Raw genomic sequence first — 15,654 nt, 5'->3', positions numbered from 1 at the left:
ACCTCACTTGGAGAGCGTCCGCAGACTTTTTCCGGTCCGGGGTTGAGTACAACTCGCGCCCCATCCGTACCTAGGGGCGGACGCGTCCCCCGGTTTCCGTCGGCAACCGGTCTCCATACCCCCCTACAGGAGGCGGCGAGTTGAGTCACAGGCGAATATCAAAGCGGAAGGCAATCCTTGCGGGAGCCGGAGCGGTCGGCGTCGCAGCGGCTGCCATCCTGCTGCCGAACGCCAACGCTTCCCAGCCCGGATCCGGATCCGAGGCCAGGTCGGCCCCCAAGAAGTTGAGTGCGTCGCTGGCGGCGCCACTCGTCCAGGAGCTGGGCGAGAAGCTCGGCGACTCGTACGGCGGAGCGTATTACGACGCCGACAAGCAACAGTTGGTCGTCAATGTCGTCGGCGGTGACGACGACAACGTCATCGAGGTCAAAAAGGCCGGAGCGGTGGCACGCAACGTCGAGAACAGCACCAAGGAGCTGAAGGCCGCCGCAGGCACCCTTGCCGAGAAGGCCACCATCCCGGGCACGGCCTGGGCCGTCGACCCCAAGACCAACCAGATCCTCGTGACGGCGGACAGTACGGTCACCGGCGGGCGCTGGGACACACTCGAGTCGACAGTGGAGTCCCTGGGCGGCGGCATGGCCCGGATCCAGAAGTCCGAGGGCACGTTCAAGCCCTTCGCGGTGGGCGGCGAGGCCATCTTCGGCGGCAGCCCGGAGGCCCAACGCCGCCCGCGCTGTTCCCTCGGCTTCAACGTGACCACCAAGGACGGCAGCCCCGGCTTCCTGACCGCGGGCCACTGCGTTGTCGACGAGAAGAAGTGGGCCGAGGACGCGAGCAGCCAGCCCACCGCCACGGTCGAGAAGTCGACCTTCCCGGGCGACGGCGACTTCGCGCTCGTCAAGTACGACGACCCGAAGAAGCAGGTCGCGAGCACGGTCGACTTGGGCGGGAAGACGGTGGACATCAAACAGGCCGCCGAAGCCACGGTCGGCCAGGAGGTCTCCCGCACGGGCAGCACCACCGGCGTCAAGGGCGGCAAGGTCACCGGGCTCGACGCCACCGTGAACTACCGGGAGGGCTCCGTCACGGGGGTCATCCAGACCGATGTCTGCGCGGAGGGCGGTGACAGCGGCGGCCCGCTGTTCACCCAGGACGGGAGCGCGCTCGGTCTCACCTCCGGCGGCAGCGGCGACTGCACCAGGGGTGGCGTGACGTTCTTCCAGCCGGTGACGACGGCGCTGAAGGCGGTCGATGCCAAGATCGGCGACGGCGACGGCGGCGCGGGCAATGGCGGCGCGGGCAATGGCGGCGCTGAGAACGGCGGCGCTGAGAACGGCGGCCAGAAGAACGGCGGCCAGGGCAACGGCGGCGCGGAGAACGGCGGCCAGAAGAACGGCGGCGCGGAGAACGGCGGCGCGGAGAACGGCGGCGCGGAGAACGGCGGCGCGGAGAACGGCGGCGCGGAGAACGGCGGCGCGGGCAACGGCGGCGCGGAGAACGGCGGCCAGGGCGACGGCGGCAAGTACAACGGCGGCGCGGAGAACGGCGGCCAGGGCGACGGCGGCAAGGCCGGCGGTGCCGGTCAGGGCGACGGCGGCAAGGCCGGCGGTGCCGGTCAGGACGGCGGCGGCTATGGCAACGGTGCCGGCCAGGGCGCCGGTGACGACGGCGCGGGCGCGGCAGCCGGTGCCGGTCAGGACGACGGCGCCGGCTACGGCGGCGCCCAGTAGCCCTGACGCTCGCAGAGCACAGGCTCCAAGCCCCGGGCATCGGCGGATGCTCGGGGCTCAGCCGTTTCCCGGCGCCCCCGCGCCCCCGTCAGTCGTCGGCGGAGGCGCAGTCCGACGGGTCCGGCCCCGTGCCGTCCAGCGTGGCGGTCAGCCTCTCAAGGTCCGCGCGCAGCTCACGGATCCGCTCCAGCGGCATCCCGGTCGCCTCCGCGATCCGGCGCGGCACGCCCAGGGCCTGTTCGCGAAGCGCGGCGCCCGCGGCGGTGGGCCGGGCGGTGACGGAGCGCTCGTCCTCACAACTGCGCCTGCGCTCCACGTACCCCGCCGCCTCCAGACGCTTGAGCAGCGGCGACAGGGTTCCCGAGTCCAGGCGCAGATGCTCGCCGATCCGCTTCACCGGCAGCTCGCCGTGCTCCCAGAGCACCAGCATCACCAAGTACTGGGGATAGGTGAGATTCAGATCCTTCAGCGCCGTCCGGTAGACGCCGTTGAAGGCGCGGGACGCGGCGTGCAGCGAGAAGCAGATCTGGTGGTCCAGGCGGAGGAAGTCCTCGTCCGGCACGCTGGTCAGCGTCTTCTTCTCCATGGAGACAGCATACCCGCGCATCACTGAGTTGTGTGCAATTTAATTGTGTGCTGTAGTTATGGCATCGGTTCCCCACGGACGAAGAGGGATGCAACTCATGGACGCGCTCTACACCGCTGTCGCCACCGCCAACGGCCGCGAAGGCCGTGCCGTCAGCTCCGACGGTCACATCGACCTGCCGCTCGCCTTCCCCGCGGCCCTCGGTGGCAACGGCCAGGGCACCAACCCCGAGCAGCTCTTCGCCGCCGGGTACGCCGCCTGCTTCGCCAGCGCCATGGGTGCCATAGGCCGCCAGGAGAAGATCGACGTCAAGGACGCCTCGGTGACCGCCGAGGTCAGCATCGGCAAGGACACCGACGGCGGCTTCGGTCTCTCGGTCGTCATGCGCGTCGAGCTTCCCGACCACCTCCAGGGTGAGGCGGGCCGCGAGCTGCTGGAGAAGACCCACGCCTACTGCCCGTACTCCAAGGCGACGCGCGGAAACCTGCCGGTCGAGCTCGTCATCGAGTAGTCGGGTCCCGCGGCCGCTCCGGCCGCGCATCGGCGGGTCGGATCAGGAATCGGCGGGTCGGATCAGGAATCGGCGGCTCAGGACCCCATCGGCCGCCGGGCGTGCCCGGCCTCGTCCTCGCGGACGGGGCCGGGCTTCGCGCTGTGGAGCCGCCGGCGCGTGGTGACGCCCCGGTCCGACACGGCGCAGGCCGGCTCGTCAGACGAGGGTGGCGGTCAGGGTGATCGTCGTGCCCGTCAGCGCCTGGCTCACCGGGCAGTTCTTCTTGGCATCCTCGGCGGCCGAGGCGAATCCGTCCGCGTCGAGACCGGGAACCTCGCCCTGAACGGTGAGGTGGATGCCCGTGATGCCCTCACCGGGCTGGAAGGTCACATCGGCCTTCGTCTCCAGCCGGGTGGGAGGCGTGCCGGCGCCGGCCAGACCGTGCGAGAGCGCCATGGAGAAGCAACTGGAGTGGGCTGCCGCGATGAGCTCCTCCGGGCTGGTCTTGCCGTTGGCCTGCTCGGCGCGGGACGGCCAGTTGACGGGGTAGCTGCCGATTCCGGACGAGTCGAGCGTGACCGTGCCGGAGCCCTTGAGCAGCTCGCCTTCCCAGACCGTGTGCGCCGTGCGCGTGGTGGCCATGGTGTTTCCCTTCTGGTGGCTAAAGGGGGCCTTGGGCCCCCGCAACCCCCAAACCTACTGCTCCACAAGCCCCTTCGCGTCCCGGGCCAGGGCAGTCAGCCGGGAGATCGCCCGGAAGTACTTCTTGCGGTAGCCGCCGTTCAGCATTTCTTCGCTGAACAGCCGGTCGAAGGGCAGACCCGACGCCAGCACCGGCACCTCGCGGTCGTACAGCCGGTCCGCCAGCACGACGAGCCGCAGCGCCGTCGACTGGTCCGGGACGGGCTGGACATCGGTGAGGCAGACCGCGCGCAGACCGTCCGTGAGCGCGCCGTACCGACTCGGGTGCACCCTGGCGAGATGCTCCAGCAGGCGCGGGAAGTCGTCGAGGGACGCGCCCTCGGTGGCGTACGCGGCCTTGGTGACCTGCTCCTCGGAGTACGGGGGAGGGGCCTCGGGCAGTCCCCGGTGGCGGTAGTCCTCGCCGTCGATCCGCAGCGGGCGGAAGTGCGCGGAGAGCCCCTGGATCTCGCGGAGGAAGTCGGCGGCGGCGAACCGGCCCTCGCCGAGCTTGCCGGGCAGCGTGTTGGACGTGGCCGCCAGTGCCACGCCCGCGTCGACCAGCTTTCCGAGGAGCGTGGAGACGAGGACGGTGTCGCCCGGGTCGTCGAGCTCGAATTCGTCGATGCACAGGAGTCGGTGACCGCTCAGCGTCCGCACGGTCTGCTGGAAGCCGAGGGCGCCGACCAGATTCGTCAGCTCCACAAAGGTGCCGAAGGCCTTGAGCGCGGGTTCCGCCGGAGTGGCGTGCCACAGGGAGGCGAGCAGATGCGTCTTGCCGACGCCGTAACCGCCGTCGAGGTAGACGCCGCGCGGGCCGGCGGGGGCCGCGGGCTTCCTGGCGAACCACCTGCGCCGCCCGGAGCCGCTCGCGTGCGCGCCGCCGAGGCCCGCCGCGAAGCCGCCGAGGACCGTGACGGCCTCGCGCTGGCTGGGCTGGTTCGGGTCGGGGACGTACGTGTCGAAGCGTACGGAGTCGAAGCGCGGCGGCGGCACCATCTCCGCGACCAGCCGGTCGGCGGGGACATGCGGCGCGCGGGCGCACAGGGACAGCGGGGCCGCTTCTGTTATGGCACTGGTCGACACAGTTCCCAACTGTAAGGGCCGTGGAAGACTGCACGGCATGCGACGTCTGTTCCCTGTGACCGACCAGACAGCCGACGAGGGCCGCGAGTGGTCCCTGGACGAGCTGGCCGACGCCTATGCGTATCCGGCGGCCGGAGGCGGTGATGCGGACGGGGCGGATCCCGGAGCGGACCGGGCCGGGGGAGCCGGCCGGGCCTGGCTGCGGGCGAACATGGTGTCCTCGCTGGACGGGGCGGCCCAGCACGAGGGCCGCTCACAGCCGATCTCCTCCGACACGGACATGCGGATCTTCGGCACCTTGCGCGGGCTCGCCGACGTGGTCCTGGTCGGAGCCGAAACGGTCCGGCTCGAGGGCTACCGTCCCGCCCGCGCACGGGACGTCTTCGCCGAGCGGCGACGGGCGGCGGGCCAGGGCCCCGCACCCGCGATCGCCGTCGTCAGTGCCTCCCTCGACCTGGACTTCTCGCGGCCGCTGTTCGCCGAGCCGCTGGTGCCGACCCTGGTGCTGACCGGGGCGGCGGCGCCCCCGGACCGGGTGCGTGAGGCGGAGAAGGCGGGCGCTGAGGTGGTGATCGCCGGGGACGGCTCCGGCGTGGAGCCGCCCCGGGCGGTGCGGGCGCTGGCGGAGCGGGGCATGACGCGGCTGCTGACCGAGGGCGGACCCCGCCTTCTGGGGCAGTTCGTGGCGGCCGGCGTCCTTGACGAGCTCTGTCTGACCCTGTCGCCGACGCTGACGGCGGGGGACGCCCAGAGGATCGCCGGCGGACCCGCTCTGGCCGTTCCGGAAAGGTTCGCGCTGGCGTCGGTGCTGGAGGAGGCAGGGTTCCTTTTCACCCGCTACCGTCGCATCTGACAATGGGCGGAATGTGTCGTTCCGGTTGGCTGCCGACGGGCACACTTACACTCGCAGACCCCGTGCGGGCACGGGGAAGGATGGTTTCCGCAGAAGGGCTCCTGCCGTGTTCACAAGCGTTTTGATGATCGAGAAGCCCCTGACGTCCGAAGACGTGGAATTCGTCACCACTCTGCACGGCGCCGAGGGCGTCTCCTTCGTCGTGCTGATGCAGCCTCGCGGGGACCAGGCCGATGTACTGCTGCGCGCCATCGACGACGTCGCACTCGGCGAGCTGAAGGAGGCTGTGCGCGAGGGCGACGAGCCCGAGGGAAAGGACGCCGAGGCTCCCGCCCGGCTGGCCCTGGAACACTCGCTCGCCGCCCTGCGGGCGGCGGGCTGCCAGGCCAAGGGCCAGGTCATCGAGGACCATCCGCTGGACCGGCTGAAGACCGCGGTGGACGAGGCGGACGCCGACGAGGTGATCGTGCTGACCGCGCCGCACTATGTGGAGGAGTTCTTCCACCGGGACTGGGCCTCCAGGGCCCGTCACAGGGTCGGCGTCCCGGTGCTCAAGCTCTTCGCGCACAGCGAATAGGCTGGGGCCTCGCACGTACTCGTACATCTTGGGGAGACACACGCATGGCACCCGCCGTCCCTAGCGCCATGGACCGCCCGCACTTCATCGGCATCGGCGGCGCCGGAATGTCGGGCATCGCGAAGATCCTCGCCCAGCGCGGCGCGAAGGTCGCGGGCAGCGACGCCAAGGAGTCGCTGACGGCCGAGGCCCTGCGCGAGCTGGGCGCCACCGTCCACATCGGGCACGCGGCCGGGCACCTGGCCTCCGACGCGAGCTGTGTCGTCGTCTCCAGCGCCATCCGCGCGGACAACCCCGAACTGGCCCGTGCCGCCGAGCTGTCCGTCCCCGTAGTCCACCGAGCCGACGCCCTGGCCTCCCTGATGACCGGTCTCCGCTCGATCGCCGTGGCCGGCACCCACGGCAAGACGACCACCACCTCCATGCTGGCCGTGGCGCTGACCGAGCTGGGCCTGGATCCCTCGTACGCCATCGGAGGCGATCTCGAAGGGCCGGGGACCAACGCCCGCCACGGCGGGGGCGAGATCTTCGTCGCCGAGGCCGACGAGAGCGACCGCAGCTTCCAGAAGTACGACCCCGAGGTCGCGATCGTTCTCAACGTCGAGCTGGACCACCACGCCAACTACGCCTCGATGGAGGAGATCTACGACTCCTTCGAGACCTTCGTCGGCAAGGTCGTCCCCGGCGGCACCCTGGTGATCTCGGCCGACCAGCCCGGCGCGGTGGAGCTCACCAGGCGCGTGCGCGACCTCTCGTCCCTGAACGTCGTGACGTACGGAGACTCCAAGGACGCGGACATCCGCGTCCACAAGGTCACCCCGCGCGGTCTGACCAGCGAGGTCACGGTCCTGCTGAACGGCCGGTTCCTGACCTTCACGGTCTCCGTCCCCGGCAGCCACTACGCCCACAACGCCGTGGCCGCGCTCGCCGCGGGCGTCGCCCTCGGCATCCCGGCCCACAACCTCGCCTCGGCGATCGGCACGTACACCGGCGTCAAGCGCCGCCTCCAGCTCAAGGGCGAGGCCGCGGGCGTCCAGGTCATCGACTCCTACGCCCATCACCCGACCGAGATGACCGCCGACCTCGAAGCGATGCGCGGGGCCGCGGCCGACGCGCGGCTCCTCGTCGTCTTCCAGCCGCACCTGTTCTCGCGCACCCAGGAGCTGGGCAAGGAGATGGGCCGGGCCCTGGCGCTCGCCGACGCCTCCGTGGTCCTGGACATCTACCCCGCCCGTGAGGACCCGATCCCGGGCATCACCAGCGCCCTGATCATCGACGCGGCGAAGGCGGCGGGCGCCGACGTCACGGCGGTCCACGACAAGTCGACCGTCCCCGACGCCGTCGCGGGAATGGCGAAGCCCGGTGATCTCGTTCTCACCATGGGCGCGGGCGACGTCACGGACCTCGGTCCGGCGATCCTGGCCCGCCTGTCGAGCTGAGGGAGCGGTATCCATGTCGTACGACGTCGAAAAGCCGGACGAGCAGTGGCGCGCGGAGCTGTCCGACGCCGAGTACCAGGTACTGCGGCAGGCCGGCACCGAGCCCGCCTTCGTCGGTGAGTACACGGACACCAAGACGGAGGGCGTGTACTCCTGCCGGGCGTGCGGCGCCGAACTCTTCCGTTCCGACACGAAGTTCGCGTCGCACTGCGGCTGGCCGTCCTTCTACGACCCCAAGGACACGGACGCCGTCGAACTGATCGCGGACCGCAGCCATGGCGTGGTCCGCACCGAGGTGCGCTGTGCGCGCTGCGGATCGCATCTGGGGCACGTCTTCGAGGGCGAGGGGTATCCGACCCCGACCGACCAGCGGTACTGCATCAACAGCATCTCGCTGAGGCTGACGCCCGACGAGGGCTGACGCCGGAAGGGACCGCCGCGCCTGGGTCGTGTCCGCACGTCTCCGTGCGGCCCGCCCTGCGCGAGGTGTCGACGAGAAACGCCCCCTGGGTGCGGAGCTTGGAGACCGACGCGTCCGCCCAGGTCCCCGAGACGGCCGGGAACACCTTGACCACCCCGCCATGGCTCTGGCTCAGCATGTCCAGCAGCGACTGGGCGGCGCTGACCGGGCTCTCCAGCGCGAAGCCGGAACCCTCGCGGTGCATGGTGTTCGGCGTCATCGCGCAGATGCAGCCTGCCGTCGGCTCCTTCGGTGAGATGGCGGGCGTAGTACGTGACGGCCCGGGTGAGGACCGGGTGGATGACCTCGCGCAGGACGCGGTCGTCCAGGTGAGGTGTGACGCGGTCGTCCAGGTGAGGTGTAATGGCGCGATCCGCGCCCTTCGAGGGCAATTGACATCGGATGTTTCTCCTCCCTGCGCTCACTGAGCTGGTGATGTGCGCATGCCGGGCACCCCAGACTGTGCTTACACTGAGTAACAAAGTCTCGCCCGGGACACCGGAATCTGCCATGCGCTATCAGCGGCTGTTGGTCCCGTCACTCGCCCTGTACCTTGTGATGCTGCCTGCGGCATCCGCGTCGGCGCAGGACGAGGAGGTACAGCACGGCCCGGGGTTCGGTGCGCGCTTCCTGCAGGCTCTGATCGACGGAATCCAGTTCGGCGTCATCATCGCGATCTGCGCGGTCGGACTCTCGCTGATCTTCGGGACCATCCACCTGATCAACTTCGCGCACGGCGAGTTCGTGACGATCGGCGCCACGTTCGCGTTCTTCCTGAATGTCTCGGCGTCCGGTCCGGGCTGGCATCTGGTGCCCGCCGCGATCATCGCCGTGGCAGGCGGAGCCGCGCTGGGCGCCCTCGTCGACCGTGGCCTCTGGCGGCCGCTGCGCGCCCGCGGCACGGGTCTGATCAACATGTTCATCGTCACGATCGGACTGTCACTGCTGCTGCGGCACATCGTGCTCGTGCTGTACGGAACCCGGCCCGGTTCCTTTGCCCAGTACGACATCCAGAAGGCGTACGACCTCGGCCCGGTGGGCATCACCCCACGGGATCTCACCGTCACCCTGCTCGCGGTGGCGACCCTGCTCGGTGTCGCCGCGCTGCTCCAGCGGACCCGGATCGGCACGGCCATCCGGGCCGTCTCCGAGAACCGCGACCTCGCCGAGGCCTCCGGCATCGATGTGCAGCGGGTCGTGTCGGTGGTCTGGATGCTCGGCGGTGCGCTCGCCGGCCTCGGCGGGGTGTTCTTCGGACTGGTCGAGATCGTCACCTGGGACATGGGCTTCAAGCTGCTGCTGCTGATGTTCGCCGGAGTCATCCTCGGCGGCCTCGGCTCCGCGTACGGCGCGATGGTGGGCAGCCTCGTCATCGGCATCGTCGCCCAGCTGTCCACGCTCTGGTTCCCCGTCGACCTGCAGTACGCGTGGGCGCTGCTCACGCTCATCATCGTTCTGCTCATCCGGCCGCAGGGCATCCTCGGCCACCGGGAACGCATCGGTTGAGGGGTGGTGAGCCATGGACTTCGACACGATCCTCTCCGACGCCATCCGGTCCGGCATCGGCCCCATCGCCGCCATCTACGTGATCGCCGCCATGGGCCTCAACCTGCACTTCGGCTACACCGGGCTGCTGAACTTCGGCCAGGTCGGCTTCATGCTCGTCGGCGGCTACGGGCTCGCGATCACCGTCGCGACCTGGGGCGGCTCGATGTGGCTCGGCATCCTGGTCGGACTGGCCTCCGCGATCGTGCTGGCCCTGCTGCTCGGCCTGCCGACCCTGCGGCTGCGCGCCGACTATCTCGCGATCACCACCATCGCCGCGGGGGAGACGCTACGGCTGTTCTACCGGTCCAGCTGGGCCGAGCCGACCACCGGTGGTGTGTACGGGCTCCAGCGGTTCGCCAATGACTTCTACGATCTGAACCCCATCCCGCGGGGCTCGTACGGCTTCTGGACGGTAAAGTTCAGCGCCCGGGACCTGTGGGTGATGATCATCGCCTGGAGCCTGGTGGTGATCATCGGGTTGCTGCTCGCCCTGCTGATCCACAGCCCCTGGGGCCGGGTCATCCGCTCCATCCGCGACGACGAGACCGCCGCACGCAGCCTCGGCAAGAACGTGTACGCGTACAAGATGACGAGCCTCGCGCTGGGCGGTGTGCTCGGCGCGGTCGCCGGAATACTGCAGGCCATACAAGTGCAGTCGGTGAGCGCGGACAGCTTCGATCCGGCTGTCACCTTCTTCCTCTACACCCTGCTTGTGCTGGGCGGCGCCGGGACGATCCTCGGCCCGGTCGTCGGCTCGATCCTCTTCTGGTTCGTGCTCTCCTTCATCGACAGCGCACTGCGCCAGGCCATCGACGCCGGCCACATCTCGTTCATCAGCACATCGGAGATCGGTGCCGTCCGCTTTGCCCTGGTCGGGCTCGCACTGATCCTCCTCATGGCGTTCAGACCGCAGGGGATCCTCGGCAGCCGGAAGGAGATGCTGCTCAGTGGACGCTGACACGCCCTCGCCCTCGTCCCCGCCTGAGCCCGAGCCGCCATCGGTGCCGGAGCCCGAGCCCGTGCCCGGTGTGCGCAAGCCCGACCCGCTGCTCGTCCTGGACGGTGTGACCCGCACCTTCGGCGGCCTCGTCGCCGTTGAGGTCGACCATCTGGAGGTGCAGCGCGGGACCATCACGGCCCTGATCGGGCCCAACGGGGCAGGCAAGACAACGCTGTTCAACCTGGTGAGCGGGTTCGACCGGGCCGACGGCGGTGAGTGGTCGTTCGAAGGGCAGCCGCTCGCGGGGCGTCCGCCGCACGGGATCGCCCGGCGCGGACTGGTCCGTACGTTCCAGCTCACCCGGACCCCCGCCCGGCTCACCGTGCTGGAGAACATGCTGCTCGCGGCGACCGAGCAGCGCGGCGAGCGGCTGTTGCCCGCCCTGCTGCGGCCGCTGTGGCGCGGGCAGGAGCGGGAGATCAAGGCACGGGCCGACGAGTTGTTGAACCGCTTCCGGCTCACCAAGCTGCGTGACGAGTACGCGGGCACCCTCTCCGGCGGCCAGCGCAAACTGCTCGAACTGGCCCGCGCGTTGATGACCCGACCCGTCATGCTCCTGCTCGACGAGCCGATGGCCGGGGTGAACCCGGCACTGACCCAGTCGCTGCTCGGCCACATCACCGAGCTGCGCGACGAGGGGCTGACCGTGTGCTTCGTCGAGCACGACATGGACGTGGTGATGGGCATCAGCGACTGGGTGGCCGTCATGGCGGGCGGCCGCCTCGTGGCCGAGGGACCGCCGTACACGATCGGCAAGAACCGTGCGGTCGTGGATGCCTACCTCGGCAAGCGGCACGACGAACCCGAAGCGAGGGGCGAGGAGGCGTGAGTCCATGCCCGAGAACGGAAAGGGGCCCGTGGACGGGCCCGTACTGGTGGCCGACGCGATCGTCGCCGGATATGTACCGGGCGTCGATGTGCTGCGCGGCTGCAGCGTCGAGGTGCGTTCCCGCGAGCTGGTCGGCGTCATCGGCCCCAACGGCGCCGGCAAGTCGACTCTGATCAAGACGGTCTTCGGCCTGCTGCGCGTGCGCGGCGGGACCGTGCGACTGCACGGCGAGGACGTCACCAACCGGCCCGCGCACGAGCTGGTCCGCCGGGGCGTGGGGTATGTGCCGCAGCTGCAGAACGTCTTCCCCGCGCTGACCGTGGAGGAGAACCTGCGCATGGGCATCTACCTGCGGCCCAAGGGATTCGCACGGCGGACCGCGGCGGTGGAGGAGATCTTCCCCCTGCTGGCCGCCCGCCGGAAGCAGAAGGCAGGCTCGATGTCCGGCGGTGAGCGGCAGATGCTCGCCATGGCCCGGGCACTGATGATGGAGCCGGAGGTGCTGCTGCTCGACGAGCCGTCGGCGGGGCTCTCCCCGATCTTCCAGGACCAGGTGTTCGAGCGGGTGAAGGAGATCAACGGCGCGGGCGTCGCCGTGCTCATGGTCGAGCAGAACGCCCGCAGGTGCCTGCAGATCTGCGCCCGTGGCTACGTCCTCGACCAGGGCCGCAACGCCCACACCGGTACCGGTATGGCTCTGCTGCACGACGAGAAGGTGATCGAGTTGTATCTCGGGACCCTCGCCCGCGTGCGCTGAACTCCCGTTTCCTCTCTCACTCCTGACCCTTGCTCACCTCGGTCTTCACGGTTTGCAGCTGCCCCTTGTCGTTGTACGTGTACACCTCGATCGTCGCCTGGCCGGGCTCACCGGCGTCGGTGAAGTCGAGCGCTCCGCTCACTCCGTCGTAGTCGATGTCCTTGCCATCGGCGATCAGCTTCTTGCAGGCGGCGAACGTCGTGCACTTCTCGCCGTCCTTCGTGACCGCGATCATCTCGTCGACGAACTTGCCGGGGTCGTCCGAACCGGCCTGCTCCGCGGCGAGCGCGATGGTCGTCACGCAGTCAAAGGTCTGCGGTGCGAACTGCAGCTCCTTCAGCGTCGGCGCGTAGGCCTTCAACGCCTTCACGTACTCCGGATTGGACGCCGATGCCGGAGCCGTCCCCTTCATCCCGGCGAGCGTGGCGGGCTTGCCCGGGGCGACGAGGGCGGGCAGTTCCTCGCTGCGCAGCCCGTCGGCTCCGTACACACCCTTCTGCGCGGGCCCGATTCCTGCCTCGATCATGCCTTGGAGGATCTGTGCGCCCTCCTCGAAGGCGATCACCACGGTGGCATCCGGATTCGAGTCCTTGGCCCGCTGGACGATCTGGTCGTAGTTGGTGGCCTTCGTGTCGTACGTCTCGGCGAGCGTCACGGTGGCGCCGCCGTCCTCCAGCGCCTTCTTGGTGGAGTCCAGCAGCCCCTTTCCGTAGTCGTCGGCACGCGCGATCAGGGCCACCCGCTTGTGGCCGTCCTCCTGGATGGTCTTCGCCAGGATGGGTCCCTGGAGCGCGTCGCTCGGCGCCGTGCGGAAGTAGAAGCCGCCGTCGTCGTAGTCGGTGAAGGTCGGTGCAGTATTGGAACCCGAGCACTGGACGACACCTTCACCGGTCACCCGGTCGATGATGGCCAGCGACATTCCGGATGCTGCGGCACCGATGAGCGCATCGACACCCGAGTTCAGCACACGGTCCGCCGACTGGGCCGCCACGGCCTCCTGACCTGCCTCGTCAGCACCGACCACCTTCGGGATCGGCTTGCCGAGGACACCACCGGCGTCATTGATGGTCTTGATCGCGAAATTCGTCGACTGGATCATGGGCGGCCCCAGAAAGGCGAGCTGCCCCGTCTCCGGGAGAACGTAACCCAGCTTGAGCTCGCCGTCGTCGTCCTTCCCCGGGGCCGATGACGTGGCGTTGCCACTCGTGCCGAAGGCCGCCAGGAGCAGCACGGCCGCACTCGTGAAGATCGCGGACCGCTGTAGCGACGTCTTCATGTCCGCCTCCTCTCAGCGGAGGCGGCGGCAGGTCGACATGACGGCCTACCGCCCGCCTTCTGTCTGTACTGATCGTAGAACCCTCAGAGCAGGTTGGCCGGGCGAGATCGGCGGCGATGCCGGCTCGGCGATACCGAGAGGGCGCGCCCAAGGGCGTGGGCGGGTCACTTCGGCTGCAGCAGATCCCACCGGTTCCCGTACAGGTCCTCGAAGACCGCCACCGAGCCATACGTCTCGTGCCGCGGCTCCTCCAGGAAGCGCACGCCCGCCGCCGTCATCCGGGCGTGGTCGGCCGCGAAGTCCCCGGTGTGCAGGAAGAAGCCCACCCGGCCGCCGGTCTGCGCGCCCACGCTCGCACGCTGGTCCCCGTCGGCGGCGCGGGCGAGCAGAAGCGCCGTGCCGTGGTCCGCGCCGCGCGGGCGGACCACCACCCAGCGGCTGCCATCGCCGCGGTCGGTGTCCTCGACCAGCTCGAATCCGAGGGCGTCGGTATAGAAGGCGATGGCCTCGTCGTAGTCACGGACGACGAGGGTGACCAGGGCGATGAACGACATGGGGATTAAGTTATACGTATGACTCGGGCGGATCAACGTGATGCGAGAATGCGCACCATGCATGCGCCGCCGCCCCCGACGTACCCGCCGCACCTGCTGTTCCGCGCCCATGCCCTGGCCGCCCAGGGGCGTCGCCTCGTCCTGGGCATCGCGGGAGCCCCGGGCGCCGGGAAGTCGACCCTCGCCGCCCACCTCGTCGACTCCCTCGACGGGCTCGCCGTCCTCGTGCCCATGGACGGCTTCCACCTCGCTCAGGCCGAGCTCCGGCGCCTCGGCCGTGAGCAGCGCAAGGGCGCGCCCGACACCTTCGACGCGGCCGGATACGCCGGCCTGCTCGCCCGGCTGCGTGCGCCCACGCCGGGAGAGACGGTCTACGCGCCCGCATTCGACCGCACCCTGGAAGAGGCCGTGGCCGGCAGCATCCCCGTCGACCCCGGCGTCCCCCTCGTCGTCACCGAGGGCAACTACCTCCTCCACGACGAAGGCCCCTGGGCGCGGATCCGGCCGCTCCTCGACGAGGCCTGGTACCTGGAGCTCGACGACGACGTCCGCATCCGCCGACTGGTCGACCGGCATGTGCGGTTCGGCAAGCAGCGCCCGTACGCCGAGCGCTGGGTCCATGAATCGGACGAACGCAACGCCCGGCTCGTCGCCCGCGGACGCGACCGCGCCGACTTCGTGGTCACGCAGTCGCCGTAGCCGCTCATGCCGCGAGGCGCCGCCGGGCAGTTGGCCGGCCCCATCCGGAGTGCGAGCCGTCGACACGGGGCATGGTCTGTACGCTCATGGTCCTGGACAGACCGACGGAAGGCGGGATGACGTGGGGCTGTTCCGGCGAGACCCGAAGCGTGACGGACGCGACGCGCCCCGGGACCCCGAGTTCGCCTTCTTCTCGGCCGACGAGGGCACCCGCTTCCGCGCCGGGGTCCGGGAGGCCTTCGCCGAGCGGGGCCTTGAGGTGACGGTCTACGCGGACGTGGTCGCCGACAGCGCGGGCCGCCAGTTCGGACTGGCCAATCTCGCCGCCGTGTGCCACAACGACGACCGCGGGCCGCGTGCCTGGCCCGAACTGGTCCACCAGCACGTCGGGATGGTCCTGCGCACCATGGACGCCCCCTCCGCGCTGGACACCCTGCCGACCGAGCAGATCCGCGCGCAGCTCTACCCAAGGGTCGTGGGCGACGGCTTCAACCCGGCGAACTTCGCCTACGCCCGCTCCCTCGCCCCCGGCCTGTACGAGATCATCGCGCTCGACCTCCCCGAGAGCGTCATGATGCTCACCGACGAGGCCCTGGAACCCCTGGGCGACCTCCAATACCTGCGCGACCAGGCGCTGTACAACCTCCGGGGACTGCCCGTCGAGGCACACGAAAGCGTCAAGGACGCCGACGGCACGCTCTTCGAGGTGGTCCTCGGCGACTCCTTCTACACCGCAAGCCGGGTCCTGGCCCTGGAGAGCGTCGTACGCCAGGTGACCGGCGAGCAACTGCCGGCCGACGGTGCGCTGGTGGCCATGCCCTTCCGCCATCAGCTGGCCTTCCACGCCATTCACGACACCGGTGTGATCCCGGCACTCAACGCGATGGCCTCGTTCGCGGCATCCGGCTACGAAGACACCCCCGGTGCCATCAGCCCCTATGTCTACTGGTGGCGCGACGGCACGCTCACCCAGCTCAGCGACCACGAGGAGGACGGCGAGGGGCTGCGGATCGTGGTCGGCGAGGAGTTCCAGGAGCTGCTGGAGCGGCTCGTGGAGGACGACGAGAACTGACTCGCGCGCCT

At 69.8% G+C, this 15,654-nt stretch carries 18 protein-coding genes; 13 read left to right on the top strand and 5 right to left on the bottom strand.

Features of this window, described 5'->3' with window-relative positions:
* The first annotated feature begins 140 nt into the window (after positions 1–140).
* Positions 141–1,733 carry a S1 family peptidase gene (locus OG293_RS07080; protein WP_405997907.1) on the top strand — a complete coding sequence of 531 codons (1,593 nt, stop codon included), beginning with the start codon at positions 141–143 and terminating at the stop codon, positions 1,731–1,733.
* Positions 1,734–1,821: 88 nt separating this feature from the next.
* Here OG293_RS07080 and OG293_RS07075 read toward each other — a convergent pair whose 3' ends face one another.
* The gene (locus tag OG293_RS07075; protein ID WP_405997906.1) at positions 1,822–2,319 is read right to left on the bottom strand and encodes a MarR family winged helix-turn-helix transcriptional regulator; all 498 of its coding nucleotides are present in this window, start codon (positions 2,317–2,319) and stop codon (positions 1,822–1,824) included.
* 97 nt (positions 2,320–2,416) lie between these two features.
* On the opposite strand from OG293_RS07075, the gene OG293_RS07070 reads away from it, so the two are divergent.
* On the top strand, positions 2,417–2,830 hold the full coding sequence (locus tag OG293_RS07070) for an organic hydroperoxide resistance protein (protein ID WP_406003528.1): 414 nt from the start codon (positions 2,417–2,419) through the stop codon (positions 2,828–2,830).
* Positions 2,831–3,028: 198 nt separating this feature from the next.
* On the opposite strand, the gene OG293_RS07065 is transcribed toward OG293_RS07070, so the two are convergent.
* Both OG293_RS07065 and zapE read right to left on the bottom strand, forming a co-directional pair.
* A complete protein-coding gene (locus OG293_RS07065) occupies positions 3,029–3,454 on the bottom strand; it encodes an OsmC family protein (RefSeq protein ID WP_405997905.1) in 426 nt (141 codons plus the stop codon).
* A gap of 54 nt (positions 3,455–3,508) precedes the next feature.
* The gene (gene zapE / locus OG293_RS07060; protein WP_405997904.1) at positions 3,509–4,618 is read right to left on the bottom strand and encodes a cell division protein ZapE; all 1,110 of its coding nucleotides are present in this window, start codon (positions 4,616–4,618) and stop codon (positions 3,509–3,511) included.
* Between zapE and OG293_RS07055 the strand changes: the two genes are divergently transcribed.
* The 9 genes from OG293_RS07055 to OG293_RS07015 all read left to right on the top strand — a co-directional run bounded on the left by OG293_RS07055 (position 4,617) and on the right by OG293_RS07015 (position 12,042).
* Complete coding sequence (locus OG293_RS07055; protein WP_405997903.1) at positions 4,617–5,432, top strand: pyrimidine reductase family protein; 816 nt, start codon at positions 4,617–4,619, stop codon at positions 5,430–5,432. The genes zapE and OG293_RS07055 overlap by 2 nt on opposite strands.
* Before the next feature lie 106 nt (positions 5,433–5,538).
* Entirely contained in the window at positions 5,539–6,009 is a 471-nt protein-coding gene (locus OG293_RS07050; protein WP_405997902.1) for an indole-3-glycerol phosphate synthase, read from the top strand.
* 44 nt (positions 6,010–6,053) lie between these two features.
* Complete coding sequence (gene murC, locus OG293_RS07045; protein WP_405997901.1) at positions 6,054–7,448, top strand: UDP-N-acetylmuramate--L-alanine ligase; 1,395 nt, start codon at positions 6,054–6,056, stop codon at positions 7,446–7,448.
* Positions 7,449–7,461: 13 nt separating this feature from the next.
* On the top strand, positions 7,462–7,869 hold the full coding sequence (msrB, locus tag OG293_RS07040; RefSeq protein WP_405997900.1) for a peptide-methionine (R)-S-oxide reductase MsrB: 408 nt from the start codon (positions 7,462–7,464) through the stop codon (positions 7,867–7,869).
* Positions 7,870–7,934: 65 nt separating this feature from the next.
* Positions 7,935–8,336, top strand: coding sequence for a hypothetical protein (locus OG293_RS07035; RefSeq protein WP_405997899.1), 402 nt, complete (start codon positions 7,935–7,937; stop codon positions 8,334–8,336).
* Between the two features lie 82 nt (positions 8,337–8,418).
* Positions 8,419–9,414, top strand: a complete 996-nt coding sequence (locus tag OG293_RS07030) for a branched-chain amino acid ABC transporter permease (protein WP_405997898.1) — start codon at positions 8,419–8,421, stop codon at positions 9,412–9,414.
* A 13-nt stretch (positions 9,415–9,427) separates the two neighbouring features.
* Positions 9,428–10,414 carry a branched-chain amino acid ABC transporter permease gene (locus tag OG293_RS07025; protein WP_405997897.1) on the top strand — a complete coding sequence of 329 codons (987 nt, stop codon included), beginning with the start codon at positions 9,428–9,430 and terminating at the stop codon, positions 10,412–10,414.
* Positions 10,404–11,285 carry an ABC transporter ATP-binding protein gene (locus OG293_RS07020; protein WP_405997896.1) on the top strand — a complete coding sequence of 294 codons (882 nt, stop codon included), beginning with the start codon at positions 10,404–10,406 and terminating at the stop codon, positions 11,283–11,285. The genes OG293_RS07025 and OG293_RS07020 overlap by 11 nt, the downstream gene beginning before the upstream one ends.
* Positions 11,286–11,289: 4 nt before the next feature.
* Positions 11,290–12,042, top strand: a complete 753-nt coding sequence (locus OG293_RS07015; protein ID WP_405997895.1) for an ABC transporter ATP-binding protein — start codon at positions 11,290–11,292, stop codon at positions 12,040–12,042.
* 16 nt (positions 12,043–12,058) lie between these two features.
* On the opposite strand, the gene OG293_RS07010 is transcribed toward OG293_RS07015, so the two are convergent.
* Positions 12,059–13,318 (bottom strand): ABC transporter substrate-binding protein, encoded by a 1,260-nt coding sequence (locus OG293_RS07010; protein ID WP_405997894.1) that lies wholly within the window; start codon positions 13,316–13,318, stop codon positions 12,059–12,061.
* Between the two features lie 164 nt (positions 13,319–13,482).
* On the bottom strand, positions 13,483–13,872 hold the full coding sequence (locus tag OG293_RS07005; RefSeq protein ID WP_405997893.1) for a VOC family protein: 390 nt from the start codon (positions 13,870–13,872) through the stop codon (positions 13,483–13,485).
* A gap of 57 nt (positions 13,873–13,929) precedes the next feature.
* On the opposite strand from OG293_RS07005, the gene OG293_RS07000 reads away from it, so the two are divergent.
* Positions 13,930–14,571: a nucleoside/nucleotide kinase family protein gene (locus OG293_RS07000; RefSeq protein ID WP_406003527.1), complete on the top strand. Its 642-nt coding sequence runs from the start codon at positions 13,930–13,932 to the stop codon at positions 14,569–14,571.
* A 121-nt stretch (positions 14,572–14,692) separates the two neighbouring features.
* Complete coding sequence (locus tag OG293_RS06995; RefSeq protein WP_405997892.1) at positions 14,693–15,643, top strand: hypothetical protein; 951 nt, start codon at positions 14,693–14,695, stop codon at positions 15,641–15,643.
* The last annotated feature ends 11 nt before the right edge of the window (positions 15,644–15,654 follow it).

Origin of the sequence: Streptomyces sp. NBC_00829 (assembly GCF_045161795.1) — a bacterium.
In the GTDB taxonomy this organism is placed as follows: domain Bacteria; phylum Actinomycetota; class Actinomycetes; order Streptomycetales; family Streptomycetaceae; genus Streptomyces.
The sequence above is the reverse complement of the archived record's forward strand: the minus strand, read 5'-3'. Positions and strand labels throughout refer to the sequence as shown.

Excerpts from the sequence above, each read along its gene's own strand:
- OG293_RS07075 (WP_405997906.1), bottom strand. The coding sequence starts at position 2,319 with ATGGAGAAGAAGACGCTGACCAGCGTGCCGGACGAGGACTTCCTCCGC.
- OG293_RS07070 (WP_406003528.1), top strand. The coding sequence starts at position 2,417 with ATGGACGCGCTCTACACCGCTGTCGCCACCGCCAACGGCCGCGAAGGC.
- OG293_RS07065 (WP_405997905.1), bottom strand. The coding sequence starts at position 3,454 with ATGGCCACCACGCGCACGGCGCACACGGTCTGGGAAGGCGAGCTGCTC.
- OG293_RS07055 (WP_405997903.1), top strand. The coding sequence starts at position 4,617 with ATGCGACGTCTGTTCCCTGTGACCGACCAGACAGCCGACGAGGGCCGC.
- zapE (WP_405997904.1), bottom strand. The coding sequence starts at position 4,618 with ATGCCGTGCAGTCTTCCACGGCCCTTACAGTTGGGAACTGTGTCGACC.
- murC (WP_405997901.1), top strand. The coding sequence starts at position 6,054 with ATGGCACCCGCCGTCCCTAGCGCCATGGACCGCCCGCACTTCATCGGC.
- msrB (WP_405997900.1), top strand. The coding sequence starts at position 7,462 with ATGTCGTACGACGTCGAAAAGCCGGACGAGCAGTGGCGCGCGGAGCTG.
- OG293_RS07030 (WP_405997898.1), top strand. The coding sequence starts at position 8,419 with ATGCGCTATCAGCGGCTGTTGGTCCCGTCACTCGCCCTGTACCTTGTG.
- OG293_RS07025 (WP_405997897.1), top strand. The coding sequence starts at position 9,428 with ATGGACTTCGACACGATCCTCTCCGACGCCATCCGGTCCGGCATCGGC.
- OG293_RS07015 (WP_405997895.1), top strand. The coding sequence starts at position 11,290 with ATGCCCGAGAACGGAAAGGGGCCCGTGGACGGGCCCGTACTGGTGGCC.
- OG293_RS07010 (WP_405997894.1), bottom strand. The coding sequence starts at position 13,318 with ATGAAGACGTCGCTACAGCGGTCCGCGATCTTCACGAGTGCGGCCGTG.
- OG293_RS07005 (WP_405997893.1), bottom strand. The coding sequence starts at position 13,872 with ATGTCGTTCATCGCCCTGGTCACCCTCGTCGTCCGTGACTACGACGAG.
- OG293_RS07000 (WP_406003527.1), top strand. The coding sequence starts at position 13,930 with ATGCATGCGCCGCCGCCCCCGACGTACCCGCCGCACCTGCTGTTCCGC.